Source organism: Acaryochloris marina MBIC11017 (assembly GCF_000018105.1).
Taxonomy (GTDB): Bacteria; Cyanobacteriota; Cyanobacteriia; order Thermosynechococcales; family Thermosynechococcaceae; genus Acaryochloris; species Acaryochloris marina.
Map to the genome: position 1 here is coordinate 206,883 of NC_009928.1, position 13,610 is coordinate 220,492.

The following is a 13,610-nucleotide window of genomic DNA, read 5'->3' on the forward strand; positions in this document are numbered from 1 at the left end:
TTTGTGCGATCGCTCGGCCAACACCATGAAATTAGTGGGAACAATCTAACTACCAAAAGACTCAACTTCATCAACGCAGGTTATAGGAGGTTCCACTTGACTGATTCCACAAATAGGCAAGAGAACTGCGAGTTAGGGCGGCAGCTTTGGAGTCTAAAGAATCTAGCAGAACAAACCAATGTCGCTGCTAAACAGGCTGAACAAAAGTCTCGCACTATTGGACAAGTTAGTCTCGCCCGTAAATTATTGGATATCCAACGGCAAGTTTGTGTTCTTCAACTAACACTCAAAGATTCTGAAATTCAGGATTGGACTGGGACGCAAATGCAAATACCATTTTAATCTCTTAATTACTCACACTCGGACAATACCTGACGCATCTTCCAAAGCCGCTACCAAGTCTTACATCTAGGATTATCAATCAAAAGTCATGCTCCTACCTCAAGAACAAGCCACTAGCTTCTTGCTATTGGGGTTGGGTTGCATGAAAATTGATTTCTTGTATCCAGACATCGCTAAACTCCTCAAAACCCTCCCCAGGTAAAAGGACATGGGGAGCCTCTTGTTGACTGGCAATGAATTCTTTGCGCCACAACTTCCAAGCCCGTATAGAGGGCAGCTCCAAATCCGCGCAGTATTCATACCAGCTATCCCTTTCAAAGAGTGAGGGACCACTGAGGACTTGCTTGGATTCGACTTCAATCAAGCCACAATCTACAAGTTTCTGGATGAAGGGAGGGGTCTTAATCGGTGGCTTTCTGGGATCAGTGATCGGGGTTTCATAGCAAATCCGCACGGTCTTACCAGAATACTTTTTGGCTGTTCTAAGTAGTTCTAATAGAGCCTGAGTTAAGGAGGGGATGGTGATCATGGGCTAACCTCACACAGAATCATCGAATTCTCCCGCTAGGCACTCACCCTGCCCATAAGGCCACTGCTTTCTTGCTCGATTTAGCTCAATCACCACCCAACCTAAGCCACTGTCATCCTATCAGAACCACCCAGCCCCCAAGTCCCCTCAGAGGCCAGGTACACCAGTTGCTTGCCTAGGATTTGGCAGCTTCTTGCTTCATCACATCAGCTAGGGTCACCCTCTTGGTTCCAGTCCGACGTTTCCCACTACCACTAGCCACAACAGGAGTCGGGTCTTGAGGAACGGCCAACTCATCATCTAGTGGGTCAGGATCAACAGGCGGATCAAGGACCGGGACCGAGGATTCATCCAAGATAGTCATGGATTCCTCCTCAGCCACGGGTGCAGCCTCCTCCAGGTCTTCCGTAATATCAGGAGTCAGATCCTCAGCCTCGACCTCAGAAGTATCCTCGACCGGGTTGTCGGCCAGGAATGCCTGGGTCTTGACCTTGAACCAATCGAGAGCCTGATCATGGAGATTCCAATGGGCATCAATTCGATCCGTGAGCTGAGTTTTGATGAGCGCTTGGACGAATGCCGTCTCCTGCTGACAACCTTTGCGGTAGACCGCCACAGTTCGTTCCTTTACCTCCTCAAAGATGGGGCCATGCTTCTGGCTTACTTTGAACAGGCCCCAAGAGCAGAGAGCAGTGAAGTTTTTCCAGCCCTGGATTTCCTTGCGAATGACGAACAGGAAGGCTTTGTTTGCAACTAGGCCCACTTGGGTAGCAGCACTGTCGATGACTTCGGTGTGGTCAGCTTGTTGGATTTTGACAGAAGTTATCAATTTCATGAGTGTTGTCCTTTAAATAACGAATAGTGGATAGGGCGCGACTGGTATGTGCCACCGAGTCGGCCAAGTGGATATTGAGAAAACGCAAGGGGTTGTTTTGGCCTCGCGTGAGAATATACCCTCGGGAAAAATCAGGCTCGATGGAGAGCCGTGGTGAGGTGGATTTGGAGAAAAACTTTGGGTGGGAGTGGTCCCTTTCCGGCCCGATCCAACGTTCACGGGGACGGGCGTTTACCGAGGTGCCTTCTCGCTGATTTTCAAGGGTAATCAGGAACCTTTGTCTTGGAACCATCCTAATCTAGACAGATATGGGAATCAAGGAATGCATACTAGGAATTGCTTATGAGTACTGGGGGATCTATAAGCTAGAGCTAGTGTGCTTAGATTACCTTCCACGGCTGGGACCTCGATCAATATCCGGTCCACGGTCCTGCCCAGGTGGAGGTGGCTGCTCTCGTTTCTTCATCTTCCAGCCTTCACGCATAATCTCCCCCGTGTAGTGCTGGCTAGCGCGTTCTCCTTTTCGAGCTTCGAGGTCGCGTATCATAGGCGAAAAAGAAAGGATTTTCTTGACCTGGAAACTAGAAATTCCCTGCTTAAAGGCATTGGTAGCCAGTCTCACCAGAAACTCCTGTGATTCTTCCTCGCTAATCTCTGCGGATAGCCGATTGTAAGCCAGTTGATTGATGTCCCGGTCCATCTGCTCTCGGGTTTCCTTTGAGATAGACTGTCCTTGCCTGAAATCTTTCTCGACATCGCTAATTTCCCCTAGCGCTTGTGCCGATTTACCCAATTGTTCAGCCACACCATACCAAGTCTGGAGTGAATGCAATCCTTCTTTAAAGTCATCAAAATCCTTATTCATTAGCCTTGTAGCTAGATCAGGAAAAGGCTTTCCTTGTTCGTAAGCTATTACATATGCTTTGGCATTATCTTGAAGAACACGACCTCGACCAACGGCTGAAGCGTAGATCGGCAACGTACTGGAGTTGGGAATATCCCATTGTTGAATTTGCTTCCCAGTGACTTGCCTCACCAAGCGCTCCATCAGCGTAGCCATTTGGAATGGACCCACACCCCCTGGAACTGGAGTAATATTCAGCGGAATATCGTAGGCAGATCGGTTGACATCTCCCAGAATCGGAGAATCAGCGAGAGGGATGAAGCCTGAATCTACAACTAACCGATGTTCAGGGATAATATGACGCTCGTCTAATTCATTCGGGCTTCCCATCGCTGAGACGACAATATTAGCTTGCCTTGTCAAAGTAAGATCATCATTTTTATCGAGGCCAATGACACTGATTCCAGACTCTTCCAGGAGTCGAGTTACCCCGCCACCCACAAATCCTTCTGCGCCCACAACAGCAACAACATCATTTTCTTGAGCAAACGGTTCGACTATACGGAATATGGTTTCTGAGGTAGCTGAGACCCGAAAGAATGGATTATCCCTCCTTAAACCATCTATATCTTTCTCATAAGAAATTTCTGATAGCCAACTCTTAAAATCTTCAGGGAAAGGATTTTGAACGATTACAGATATAGACTTTTTATTTACATGTTTGAGTAATCTGCCAAATTCTACACTCGTTGTGGAGGCATCCAAGTTGAGATGTTCAACCTCACAACCTAGCGCTTTAAAGGTTTTTACCTTATGTTCTGTTGAAAATCTGGCTGCCTCATACTTAGCCAAGAGAGTAGGATCTTCTAGATTAGGTGGTGGACTTAAGCGGATAATTGTTACACGCTGATTCGAAAAATCACCTGAAAATGGAGCTAGTATAGTTTTTACCTTTTTTAATACTGGCCCCCCAGTAACTTTATTGACCACCTGCTAACCTATCTAAAATTTCTGACACTGAGGTGAATGAAACTCTAGAAAACAGTTCCTCTTGTTCAGATTCACTCAGCACAACTTCTTTACGCTCCCACACATTGAAAGTTGAAGATAGAGGCCAAACGAGATAAATCTTTGTCAATCGGTCTGGAGTACCGATATTCTCAAACGAGTCAGCCACTGAGAACATTCCATAGTGACAGATCCAAGTAACATCGGTAATTTTAGTTGGGTCAAGTAATTCAGGATATTGGTTTGCAACCGCTAGGGCTAACTCTTCAAAGTGCCTAGAAACATGTTTTCCCATTTCGTTGTTGCTATAAAGTTCTGATGCCACCACATAAGCTTTCTGGGTTTGGTCATCAGAATAAATCCTGAGTAAACAATGACTCGGATCATCAGCTTGCCAATGAAAAATGGTCTCAACCACGGGGCTAAGCTTATGGGCTGCAATGACTTCTTTGCTGATCATGTCGCTACCTCGCGAATGCTGGTAATGGAGTCTGAGATTTCTGTTGGTACTTCTGAATCGCCTGGGGCATCCAATCAGCCCAATCTGCCCTTATTCCTCCATAGGCTAAGCGCTCATCATAGAGCTGTTGCAACTCCCTCGCCCATTCAACATAGCCTGATTGTCCAATAATGCCGTCCGTGGTCTGAATGTAATTTACTAAGACTTTAGGATTGAAGAAAAATTGTTCGCCCCAAGTGATGTCGCACTGGCTGATGCATTGGAGAAAAAACTCATAATCACAGAAGATCCTATAGTGGGGATTCCAACGTGGTGCCCCTATGCGTTGGTGAGTAAATCCATTGCTATCGAACAGCGAGCGCTGAGTAATCAGATCCTTAAGGGTCGTTTCAGGGTGAGGTGAGACAAAGGGGGTTCCCTGCTTGATCACCTGACCATCCTTAAGGACATCTCGACGACGCCATTGCTGGGGGAGGAAGAAGCGACACTGAGGCTGTTGTTCAATCCAAGTATTGATAGTTGCTACAAATTCAGCTCGAAGGCTATTGTCATCATCTAGGTAGCAGATATACTCTCCCCGAGCAGCATCTATGCCTAAGTTACGAGCAATGCAGAGACCAAAGCCTTCTGGGGGATGGTCAATTTCCAGGTATTGGTGAGCAAAGGGAAGTTCAGTAGATTGAATGAACTGACGGGTACCTGCATCTTTACCATCATTGATAATGACCCATTCAAAATCAAGGTCAGCTTGATTGAGCAAGCTAGAAAGGGCGTTATTTTTGAGGGTTGTAGCCCGGTGACGAGTGGCTGTGACAATCGATAGCTTGAATGGTTGATCTCCTATGATTAGTCCAAAAGAAGACTGAGAATAGTTACAAGTTCAATTATATGCCTTGTATAATTCCGATTGTGATAGAAAGCCCGATCTATGATGGAGCTAGCCTTTCCAGGTGCCCCAGATGGCTTATCCCCTCTCAGCCACCAAACTCATCACCTACCAGCAGTGCCCCAAAGCCTACAACTTCAGATATGAGCGGGGACTCTCTTCACCCTCTGCCTTCGGTTCGCCTGCCTTTGGGATTGCCCTTCACAAAACTCTCGCAGATATCTACAAAGATTGGAACTACGGTTACCCCCTGCCTTCCCTCGATTGGTTCGCCGTTTGCTGGCAGGCACATACTGGAGAGCTGAAACCAGCCCAGATTCATGAGGGGTGGATGGCATTGCAGATCTATTACGAGAAATACGTTGCCCCACTTCCTCAGATCCGCAAGCCGCTTGGCGTCGAGGGCAAGATCAAGGCCAGCTTCCAGGTGAACAATATCGAGTTTTCCATCACAGGTCGTTATGACCGCTTAGACTATACCGATAATGGTCTGGAGCTAATTGACTACAAAACGAGCAAGACGATTGGCCCATCTGATGGAATAGATCTACAGCTAGGACTGTACTTTTTGATTCTGGAGCAGATCTACCCAGAGGCACTGGAAACGCTGAGTCTGATTTATCTACGGCAGGGGCAGAAAGTTACGTTTGATGTGACGCCTGATCATCACCAGCAGGTACGGGAGTTGATCGGGGATATCGCGGTAAAGCTCAGAGCAGATGATGAGTGGAAACCGGAAGTTGGGGAATACTGCAACCACTGTGGATATCAGAAGTACTGTCCTGCAAAGTCCGAGAAGCCAGAGCCATTACCGGAGGGGACGAAAGAAGCGCGGCAGGTTCAATTAGTGTTGGGATTGTAATCAACACTTTAGTCATCCAAAGATGAGAATCTAAAAAAAATGGCACACTACAATTTCATTACAGTTTGGGACATTGATGCCCCTATTGAGGACGTTTGGGAGCAACTGATTCACTCTGAAGATTGGCCTCAATGGTGGCCTGCTGTCCAAAGTGTTATTGAATTGGAAAAAGGGGATGAACAGGGGATTGGCAATATCCGTGAATATCATTGGAAAACTCCTCTCTCCTATGCTTTAAGCTTTAAAACTCGTTTAGTTCGCATTGAACCGCCAATACTGATTGAGGGAATTGCAAGCGGCGAAGTGGAGGGAAAAGGAATTTGGGAACTTCAATCCATACCTAAAGGCACTCGTGTCCATTATTACTGGACTGTAGTGACAACCAAACTCTGGATGAATCTACTAGCATTGCTGCTTAAACCACTCATGGAGTGGAATCACAATGCAACCATGAGACAAGGTGCCCAAGGTTTAAGCCAAAGGATGGATACAGAGGTAACTTGTCAGGAGATGGCTGATTCCTAAGCTTTGGAAGTAAAGATCATGCAAGCTTTGATGATGCCCTTCAGTCGCAGTTGCAATGCTGTGATTTAGAGGGAGCTAGGAAATATGCCTGGGACTCTTGATCGATCAACCAATAAACCCTATAAACACCTACGACTAGCATCTCCCAGCAAGAAAACATGCACGAGTTTCTGTGCAAACTTGCACGGTATCACCCAATGAGCGCATCCCACGACTAGGTATGCTTCTGGTTCTCCGGTGAAGTAATAGTTGAGACAGACCTTGCACTTGTTCACCGAGTCGTAAAACATACAGGACAACTCAAAAAACTTGGGTGGGGCCATTTCCAGATTCGCAAAGCCCTCAACGATAACTTCTGAAGTCTTAAAGAGTTGGATTTCGATCTTCAAGCTTCCTGGCCCAGATATTTCCAAAGTCTGAGATTCTATGCCGACTTGAGTCTCAGACTTCAGTCCTACTCGCCACCCTTCGATGTCGTCGCTCATCATCCACTGTCACCTCCATCAACCAAACTCTGGGAATTCCCGCACTCGAAGATCCTTGGGCCACTCCTCAGCATCCCCACCCTTTGCAGAACAGTGCTTGGGAACCCCCACGGGATTGCTGCCGAGCTGCTTGATAAACACGGGGATATTGGCTGACTTGCATTGGTCTCGAATGGAGCGAATCCAAGCCACATCACAAGGCCGAGCGCCTGAGCCAGACTCACCCCCGGTAATGCACCAGATCGGAGACGATGATGCCAGATTAAGGTCTACTGCTTCCAATAACAGCTCACAACTCAAAAACCGGATGGCGGCTGGTATTTGCCCGAGTAAAGGAATCCGCTCGTCTGCGGCTTTCTGATTCTCGACTGATACGCCTAACCAAAGATTAGATAGGGGCCAATCCCACTGATACGATTCAAGGTCGGCTAATACCTTGTGGTTGATATTGGCGGATCGACCCTTATCGACAGCGGCAAGACGGATTCTGTTTTTGGCAGTCTTTAGATAATCCCGCATTCGTTTTTGCCGCTTGGTCAGCATCTGAATTGTGACTTTGGGATTGAGGGCAATTGCAGCAAAAATCTGATCCAACCACTCGTCTTTAACCGCTGAATGAAACGGATCAGACATCGAGGGCATGAATACTCGGGTCGGTTTGCGGAACTTGAATAGTTTCTCTAGTTGATCAGGGACAAAGTTCACCTGGCCCGTCCAGTTCCCCTTCTCATCCACAACACCGTGGTACTGGGAGAACTGTTGCAGTCGCCCTGACTTGGAAGCTCTGGCCACATAGCAATGTTCACAGCCGCTGCTTTTTGCACCTTTGGCTCTAACCTTTGTACAACCCACCAAACAGTTGATAGTGTGATCGGTCCATTCGATAGTGGTCATGTCTGTTTCTCCAAAAGTTTTTATCAGGCTTGCTTCATCCCTATGCTTCCGCTCCCCAACACTCCCAACCCGGACGAGGGCACCGGGCAAACAACTCAATTCGCTGGCCGCCCAAGGCATCACCTAGCCGATCCGCCATCTGGTAGAACTCTTCAGGCTTTTGAGAGTGCTGACCAAAGGGAGCCTGGAATGCGGTGGGAATATTAGTCAATCCAAGGGCGGTAAAGGTTTTGGCCTTACCCTTGCGGCCTATGAGAATATGTTCAGTTGCATTTCGACCGTAATGCCCTACGCCGAATCGTATGCAGAATAGGTCTTTTGTGACCTTCAGCCATGTGTGGATGGCCTTTTACTCAAACCTCCAGGACTCCATAACTCTGAAGGCCAATGGCAGGTGGTTGTTGGTCGTCCATAGCAGCAGATAGGAGTCGGGAGCAGCAATCGAACTCACGGGCATTGCCATGATTTCCTCATCCGTCATTGAGGGATAAGGGCACCGCCCCCGGTGGGTTTTGTCGCTTTCTCTCAGGTGATAGCTCCAAGGCGGATCAGCCGCTATCAGGGAGAATGCACCCACGGGAAGGGGTGGCGTATTGGGTATGAGGTTGAGCGTGATGGCAAGCTTCTGTTGGCCGAGCTTGTCGGTTGGTGCGTACTTAGTTTTCATGGGTGGCTGCTCAAGACATACCTGAGGAAGAGATAAAGAAACATGCCGAAGTAAATTGATTGCCATATAAGCCACCAGAGAAAGGTGTAGCTATTCATAAGGTGAGTTTCCATCGCTAAGCTCCCCACCGATTGGATTCTCGGCAAAACCCCTCGGGGTCTAGTTGAGATGACTTGAACCATTCGCCACAAGCACGACATTGCTGCTTAGGCTTGGGGGTAAGACCTCGCTTGACGGCCTGAACAATCCGATGCAGAAAGCTGTTCTCTAATTTCATGTCTAATCTCCTTAAGTCGGTCCTGCATCCTCCCCAAATGCACCCGCAGCCAGAGTCCAGGCATTCGGGTCAACGAGGATGGGTAGTGTGTATTCTTGGCTCAGGGCTAACCAGAGCTGGTCAGGATGTTGGTGGATAGCGTCATTGACCTTGCCCTTAGATGCCAACTCAGGAATGGAAAGCTTGTTGTCGAGAGTGTGCTGAAATACTTGTTCGTACTGGTGCAGTCGCTCTGTGCGTTCTGGCGAGATGGCTAGATTGGAAGCCCATTGGTTGGGAGAGCCGAAGATACAGAACTGGCAGCTCAGCCGCCCCCAGCCCAGGTAATAGGCAGGATGAACCTGCACTCCCCAGCGTATTACCTTTCAATTTATTTCAAGGGAACCAGAGTAATTACCACCACTGTCTCTATAGTTATTGCCGTGTCACTGCTGAATACCGATGGCCCATATTCTTATTGCTGAGGATGAACCACGGATTGCATCTTTTATCGAGAAAGGTCTAAAAAGCCATGGCTTTACCACTACTACCATCGGTGATGCGCATGCAACCCTATCCCTCGCGGCGAGTGGTGAATTTGATCTTTTAATACTAGACCTGGGATTGCCGGATAGAGACGGACTTGAAGTTCTAGCTGATTTGCGAGGACATGGGGCTAAATTACCCATCCTTATTTTGACCGCCAGAGATGATATTCAAGACAAGATTTCTGGCCTTGAGGGTGGGGCAGATGACTATATGACTAAACCCTTTCGATTTGAAGAGTTACTTGCCAGGGTACGTGTTCGCCTGAGAACCAATATCCATCAATCAACCTCTCAACCACTGACGATGGTGGCTCGTAATGTGGTGCTAGATTTACGGGCTCGTAAAGCCAAAGTCCATGATCAGTGGATTGAACTACCTGCCCGGGAGTTTATTCTCACTGAAGCTTTCTTCCAACATCCGGGACAAGTACTCAGTCGCCAGCAACTTCTAGATCGCGTCTGGGGATATGACTATGATCCAGGATCCAACATTGTGGATGTCTATGTGGGCTATCTACGCAAAAAGCTGGGTGACGATCTGATTCAGACTGTACGAGGGGTTGGGTATCGGCTAAATGCTTAGTCTAGATGAAGACGTTATGGCAATATCCAAACAGCAAAAACATCTACTGATTATTCCCAATCGCTCACTATGGGGAAGTTTTTTTCGCCAAACCCGGACACGTATTTTACTGATGTACGTTGTCCTGCTGAGTCTATTCACAGGACTGGCAATTCCTCTATTTCAGGTCTTGGTTACAGCTCAGGTTTCTCGACGAGTGCGGAGTGATCTCAAAGGAGCCAGAGAAGTTTTCCTGGAAGCCTATACCGATTGGGAACAACAACCCAATCAAACGAAGCGTGATCTAGAAGACTTTGCAGATCAGTTTTTATCAAATCAAATCCCCGAAGATGATAGCTTCTTCATCTTTATCATTGATCAAGATCTCTATCGCTCAAATCCACCGCGATTATTGGAACCAATGCGGCCAGGGTCTGAGCTTTATCAACAATGGGCCTCTGTGACTCAATTTAGTCGAGGAGAGTGGAAGACAGCAAATACGGATCTAGGCAACATTCTTTATAAAGCAGAGCCGCTGATCGTAGATGGTGAACAACTAGGAATTATGGTGCTTGCTCATGATACGGCAGGAGAGCAACAAGAATCTTTAGCCAGCGTTTATACCTTCACCTTAATTGAAGGAGGGGTTGTATGTATTTCTCTCTTGTTGGCTTGGTTCGCGACAGGGAGGTTACTCAAACCTGTTCGGGAGCTGGCCATTGCTGCTCGCAAAATTAATGAATCTGATTTAGACCTGCGTTTGTCCCCACAGGGGTCAGGAGAATTGTCAGACCTAGCCCAAACCTTCAATGCGATGATGGATAGACTTCAAGATAGTTTTAATAGCCAGCGTCGCTTTGTGAACGATGCGGGCCATGAACTCCGTACCCCGATTACAGTTATTCGCGGGCATCTGGAACTGATTGGAGATGACCCCCAAGAACAGCAAGAAACGATTGAACTGGTTCTAGATGAACTGGATCGGATGGGTCGGTTAGTGAATGACATGGTTGCCTTAGCCAAGTCTGAACACCCCGACTTTCTTCAATATGAAATGATTGATCTCAAGCAATTCATCTACGATTTGCATACCAAAGCCCAAGCCATAGCAAAGCACAATTGGCAGCTCACCCTGAAATGCTCTGGCTCAATGATGGGTGACCGTCAGAGGCTGACAGGAGCCCTACTCAATCTCCTGAGAAATGCTGCCCAACATACCCCATCCACAGGAACCATTGAGTTAGGTTGTAAACAAACCCTTACTCAAGTTGTTTTCTGGGTTAAGGATACTGGGAAGGGGATTGCTCTAGAAGATCAACAGCGAATTTTTGACCGTTTTGCTCGCTTAGGCCAACGCCAATCGGAAGGTTCCGGCCTGGGATTAGCCATTGTTCAAGCTTTTACCAAAGCCCACGGAGGTAAAATTGAGCTGATGAGTCAACTAGGTGTCGGCTCTACCTTTAGAATTACGCTGCCCCTCTCTGCCCAAAATAGCACTGTGGTATGAAAAACGTTCAATCTTTCTCCTGGGTACACCCAGTTCCAGTAGCCTGAGCAGACAGCAGATAGAGTCCTTACCACCCGAGAAGGCAACCAAGATACGGTCATAGGTGGACAAATCAGGGAGCGTCGAGGCACCAGGTACTTGGAGAGGCAAGACCATTTGGGTGGTACTCATGATCCTGCCCCTAACAACACAACTTGAGTCGAAGAGCGGGGCGTAAATCCATAATTCTGACAGTGGTGAAGTTCTTACTCCACTTCCCGGATTTGTCCTTGGAAATCATCAGAACGTGCTGTCTGGAGACTGTCGAGAACACCTTGAGACGGGTGCCGTTTTGTCTCCTGAGTGTTCCGAGGAAGTACACCAGATGATGCTGAGGCGAGTACACTTAATCGCTCATGGGATTTTCCTCCAGTATTCAATTGGTTAATTGGGGTTGTGGTTACCGTTAAAGTTCGAGATAGGTGACGGCAAACGAACCCTCAATATCTGCAGTGCATTTTATAAAGCAGATGCAATCACTGTCCGGTTCTAGGAAGTACTCCAACCAAAACTCATGGCGAACCTGATGAACTTCAGCAGGACAATCTGGATCGACAGCCAGCCAGGGCAAACACAACTGAGTCGTGATGACCGAGGGCATAGCAACCTTACAAGCCACCGATCCAATCACAGCTCACTTCCTGCAATTCCAGAACTTCGATCATGGGGCTGTCTCCTATTTCTATTCATAAGCAAGCGGTGGCAACTTCATCCTTCTGTTGAAGTCGTAATTTTGTTGTGGTGGCTCACCCAAATCTGGCAGACATTGAGCAGATAAAATATAGATGTATTCTTCTCCGGCAACTCCCTTAACGGTGGGTTGCCCTTTATTTAAAGGAGAGAGAACACGTCTTCACACTTGGGCCAAGACCTTCATTCCCACCTCCGTCTCGCCTCCTTCGTCCATCTCTCGAAGGTTCTTCAGGTATTCTGGTGTCGGATAAATTCCCCGTACCTTGCCGCAGTCTTCACAAAGCCAACGACAGTAGGGGCGACCAGAGGATTTGTGGATCAAGACTTGGGATGCGATGGCCTAAGGCCGGTCGGAGACCATCGCAAATCGTAATTGATGACAACTATGGCAACGACGAATCAGCGGCACCTCAATGGGTCGCACAGTTAGTTTCATAAACATGGTAAATTTCTCCTAGCAAGCAAATTTCAATGATTTAGCTTGAGGCGATTCTTCCCACCTTGAATCGCCTTTTCCTATTACTTCGATTGACTCAAGACCGCCCTATCTGCAAGCTTCTTTGTGCTTCAACTCCAAGTAGGACTTAATGACATCGCCGTGGCAGGCCAGGGGAATGCACTATGCTATGTTGTTCCTTGAGCAAGGGACAAATGAATTTCATTGTCAAAGGCAGTTTTCAGGTATGGGAATCGCCTTTTTCAAGAAATACCTCGGTAGCTCTATGACCTGGAATGTTGGGAATCCACCTAGTAAGGGAACCCTGAGCACATGTCTTATTCATCAGGTTTCTAAAGGTAGCTTTCTGAGTGAGCTGCCTTTTTTATGGCTTAAATCGCCCTCAGAGCATTTAGGCTGTGTTAAATTCACAAGTAATTATGAATGGCAATTATTGCTGGGCAATCTCAATCACCACAGGCTGCCCTTTCCCTATCCAAAGGGAGTCCAAGACCTTTACCCCAGCTTTGTCATTATTTATCTTAATCAGGGTATCCTCACCTTTAGAAATGTGAGAGAGGCTATCCACTCTCACAGCCTTTTCAGAACAGATTTTAGACAGCTTCGGTAGCAAGAAGCTGTCTTTTTTAATCTAGCCTCATCACTTTCCCTCACTCGCTGATTTACAGCGGATATTCTTAGAGCCTTCTAGCAGTTAAACATGACCACAATCATCAAGATTTCAATGGTCATTACAGGTTTGTAACTGCCACAATCCCTACATTGCTCGATGTGCTGATCATAGAGTCGATGGCTTGTGATCATGGTTTTTTATCTCAAAAAATACTATTGCCTACTTGGGTGATTCTCTAAATATGAGTCGCCTTTTCCACAGCTATTGCATCCTCTCCCCTCACACCAGGTCATCCTAGATTTAGCCAACTGGCAATCACTGACATCATCTGGTTGCTCTGCCCAGAACAACTCAAAAGCTTGCTGAATCATTCCGTCTCCAGGTTTTCGCATTCTGCCCCTGAACCTCAGCACCTCTACTTGAGAACTGCTCTGCCGTTCCACATGCCAGCATTGATTGCCCTCAAAATCAGGACAAAATTAGGCTGACTGTATCCCACGGAGTAGATGTAAGCAATATTTCATTTCTAAGATCACTTCCGCAATCGTTTTATACCCTGCTGATACACCTCCCTGATTTGAGGCGATGATAAGCATAT

The 13,610-nt window shown here is 47.3% G+C and carries 16 protein-coding genes and 1 pseudogene; 5 read left to right on the forward strand and 12 right to left on the reverse strand.

Annotated elements, in window-relative coordinates; all coding sequences use genetic code 11:
- Nucleotides 1–96 precede the first annotated feature (96 nt).
- Complete coding sequence (locus AM1_RS33145) at nt 97–342, forward strand: hypothetical protein (RefSeq protein WP_012167536.1); 246 nt, start codon at nt 97–99, stop codon at nt 340–342.
- Between the two features lie 124 nt (nt 343–466).
- On the opposite strand, the gene AM1_RS33150 is transcribed toward AM1_RS33145, so the two are convergent.
- The 5 genes from AM1_RS33150 to AM1_RS33170 form a co-directional block, all read right to left on the reverse strand.
- Complete coding sequence (locus tag AM1_RS33150) at nt 467–871, reverse strand: hypothetical protein (RefSeq protein WP_012167537.1); 405 nt, start codon at nt 869–871, stop codon at nt 467–469.
- A gap of 175 nt (nt 872–1,046) precedes the next feature.
- Entirely contained in the window at nt 1,047–1,706 is a 660-nt protein-coding gene (locus AM1_RS33155; RefSeq protein WP_012167538.1) for a hypothetical protein, read from the reverse strand.
- Between the two features lie 385 nt (nt 1,707–2,091).
- Nucleotides 2,092–3,402, reverse strand: a complete 1,311-nt coding sequence (locus tag AM1_RS38055) for a bifunctional 5,10-methylenetetrahydrofolate dehydrogenase/5,10-methenyltetrahydrofolate cyclohydrolase (RefSeq protein ID WP_187152988.1) — start codon at nt 3,400–3,402, stop codon at nt 2,092–2,094.
- A gap of 127 nt (nt 3,403–3,529) precedes the next feature.
- Nucleotides 3,530–4,018, reverse strand: coding sequence for a hypothetical protein (locus AM1_RS33165; protein WP_012167540.1), 489 nt, complete (start codon nt 4,016–4,018; stop codon nt 3,530–3,532).
- Nucleotides 4,019–4,022: 4 nt separating this feature from the next.
- The gene (locus tag AM1_RS33170; protein WP_012167541.1) at nt 4,023–4,778 is read right to left on the reverse strand and encodes a glycosyltransferase family 2 protein; all 756 of its coding nucleotides are present in this window, start codon (nt 4,776–4,778) and stop codon (nt 4,023–4,025) included.
- A gap of 199 nt (nt 4,779–4,977) precedes the next feature.
- Between AM1_RS33170 and AM1_RS33175 the strand changes: the two genes are divergently transcribed.
- Complete coding sequence (locus tag AM1_RS33175) at nt 4,978–5,766, forward strand: RecB family exonuclease (protein ID WP_012167542.1); 789 nt, start codon at nt 4,978–4,980, stop codon at nt 5,764–5,766.
- 39 nt (nt 5,767–5,805) lie between these two features.
- Entirely contained in the window at nt 5,806–6,291 is a 486-nt protein-coding gene (locus AM1_RS33180; RefSeq protein WP_012167543.1) for an SRPBCC family protein, read from the forward strand.
- Between the two features lie 119 nt (nt 6,292–6,410).
- Here the strand turns inward: AM1_RS33180 and AM1_RS33185 are convergent, their stop codons facing one another.
- The 5 genes and pseudogenes from AM1_RS33185 to AM1_RS33200 form a co-directional block, all read right to left on the reverse strand.
- Complete coding sequence (locus tag AM1_RS33185) at nt 6,411–6,779, reverse strand: hypothetical protein (protein ID WP_012167544.1); 369 nt, start codon at nt 6,777–6,779, stop codon at nt 6,411–6,413.
- 15 nt (nt 6,780–6,794) lie between these two features.
- Nucleotides 6,795–7,670, reverse strand: coding sequence for a DUF5131 family protein (locus tag AM1_RS33190; protein WP_012167545.1), 876 nt, complete (start codon nt 7,668–7,670; stop codon nt 6,795–6,797).
- A gap of 40 nt (nt 7,671–7,710) precedes the next feature.
- Nucleotides 7,711–8,403: pseudogene (locus AM1_RS40415) on the reverse strand (MT-A70 family methyltransferase).
- Between the two features lie 49 nt (nt 8,404–8,452).
- Nucleotides 8,453–8,614: a hypothetical protein gene (locus AM1_RS42635; protein ID WP_012167546.1), complete on the reverse strand. Its 162-nt coding sequence runs from the start codon at nt 8,612–8,614 to the stop codon at nt 8,453–8,455.
- Nucleotides 8,615–8,625: 11 nt separating this feature from the next.
- Complete coding sequence (locus AM1_RS33200) at nt 8,626–8,961, reverse strand: hypothetical protein (protein WP_012167547.1); 336 nt, start codon at nt 8,959–8,961, stop codon at nt 8,626–8,628.
- Nucleotides 8,962–9,055: 94 nt separating this feature from the next.
- On the opposite strand from AM1_RS33200, the gene AM1_RS33205 reads away from it, so the two are divergent.
- Together AM1_RS33205 and AM1_RS33210 are read left to right on the forward strand one after the other, a co-directional pair.
- Entirely contained in the window at nt 9,056–9,724 is a 669-nt protein-coding gene (locus AM1_RS33205) for a response regulator transcription factor (RefSeq protein ID WP_012167548.1), read from the forward strand.
- 16 nt (nt 9,725–9,740) lie between these two features.
- Nucleotides 9,741–11,210, forward strand: a complete 1,470-nt coding sequence (locus AM1_RS33210) for a sensor histidine kinase (RefSeq protein WP_012167549.1) — start codon at nt 9,741–9,743, stop codon at nt 11,208–11,210.
- A gap of 445 nt (nt 11,211–11,655) precedes the next feature.
- Here AM1_RS33210 and AM1_RS33215 read toward each other — a convergent pair whose 3' ends face one another.
- The gene (locus tag AM1_RS33215) at nt 11,656–11,850 is read right to left on the reverse strand and encodes a hypothetical protein (RefSeq protein WP_238549362.1); all 195 of its coding nucleotides are present in this window, start codon (nt 11,848–11,850) and stop codon (nt 11,656–11,658) included.
- Nucleotides 11,851–12,102: 252 nt separating this feature from the next.
- Complete coding sequence (locus AM1_RS43700) at nt 12,103–12,264, reverse strand: hypothetical protein (RefSeq protein WP_238549363.1); 162 nt, start codon at nt 12,262–12,264, stop codon at nt 12,103–12,105.
- Nucleotides 12,265–13,610: the final 1,346 nt, after the last annotated feature.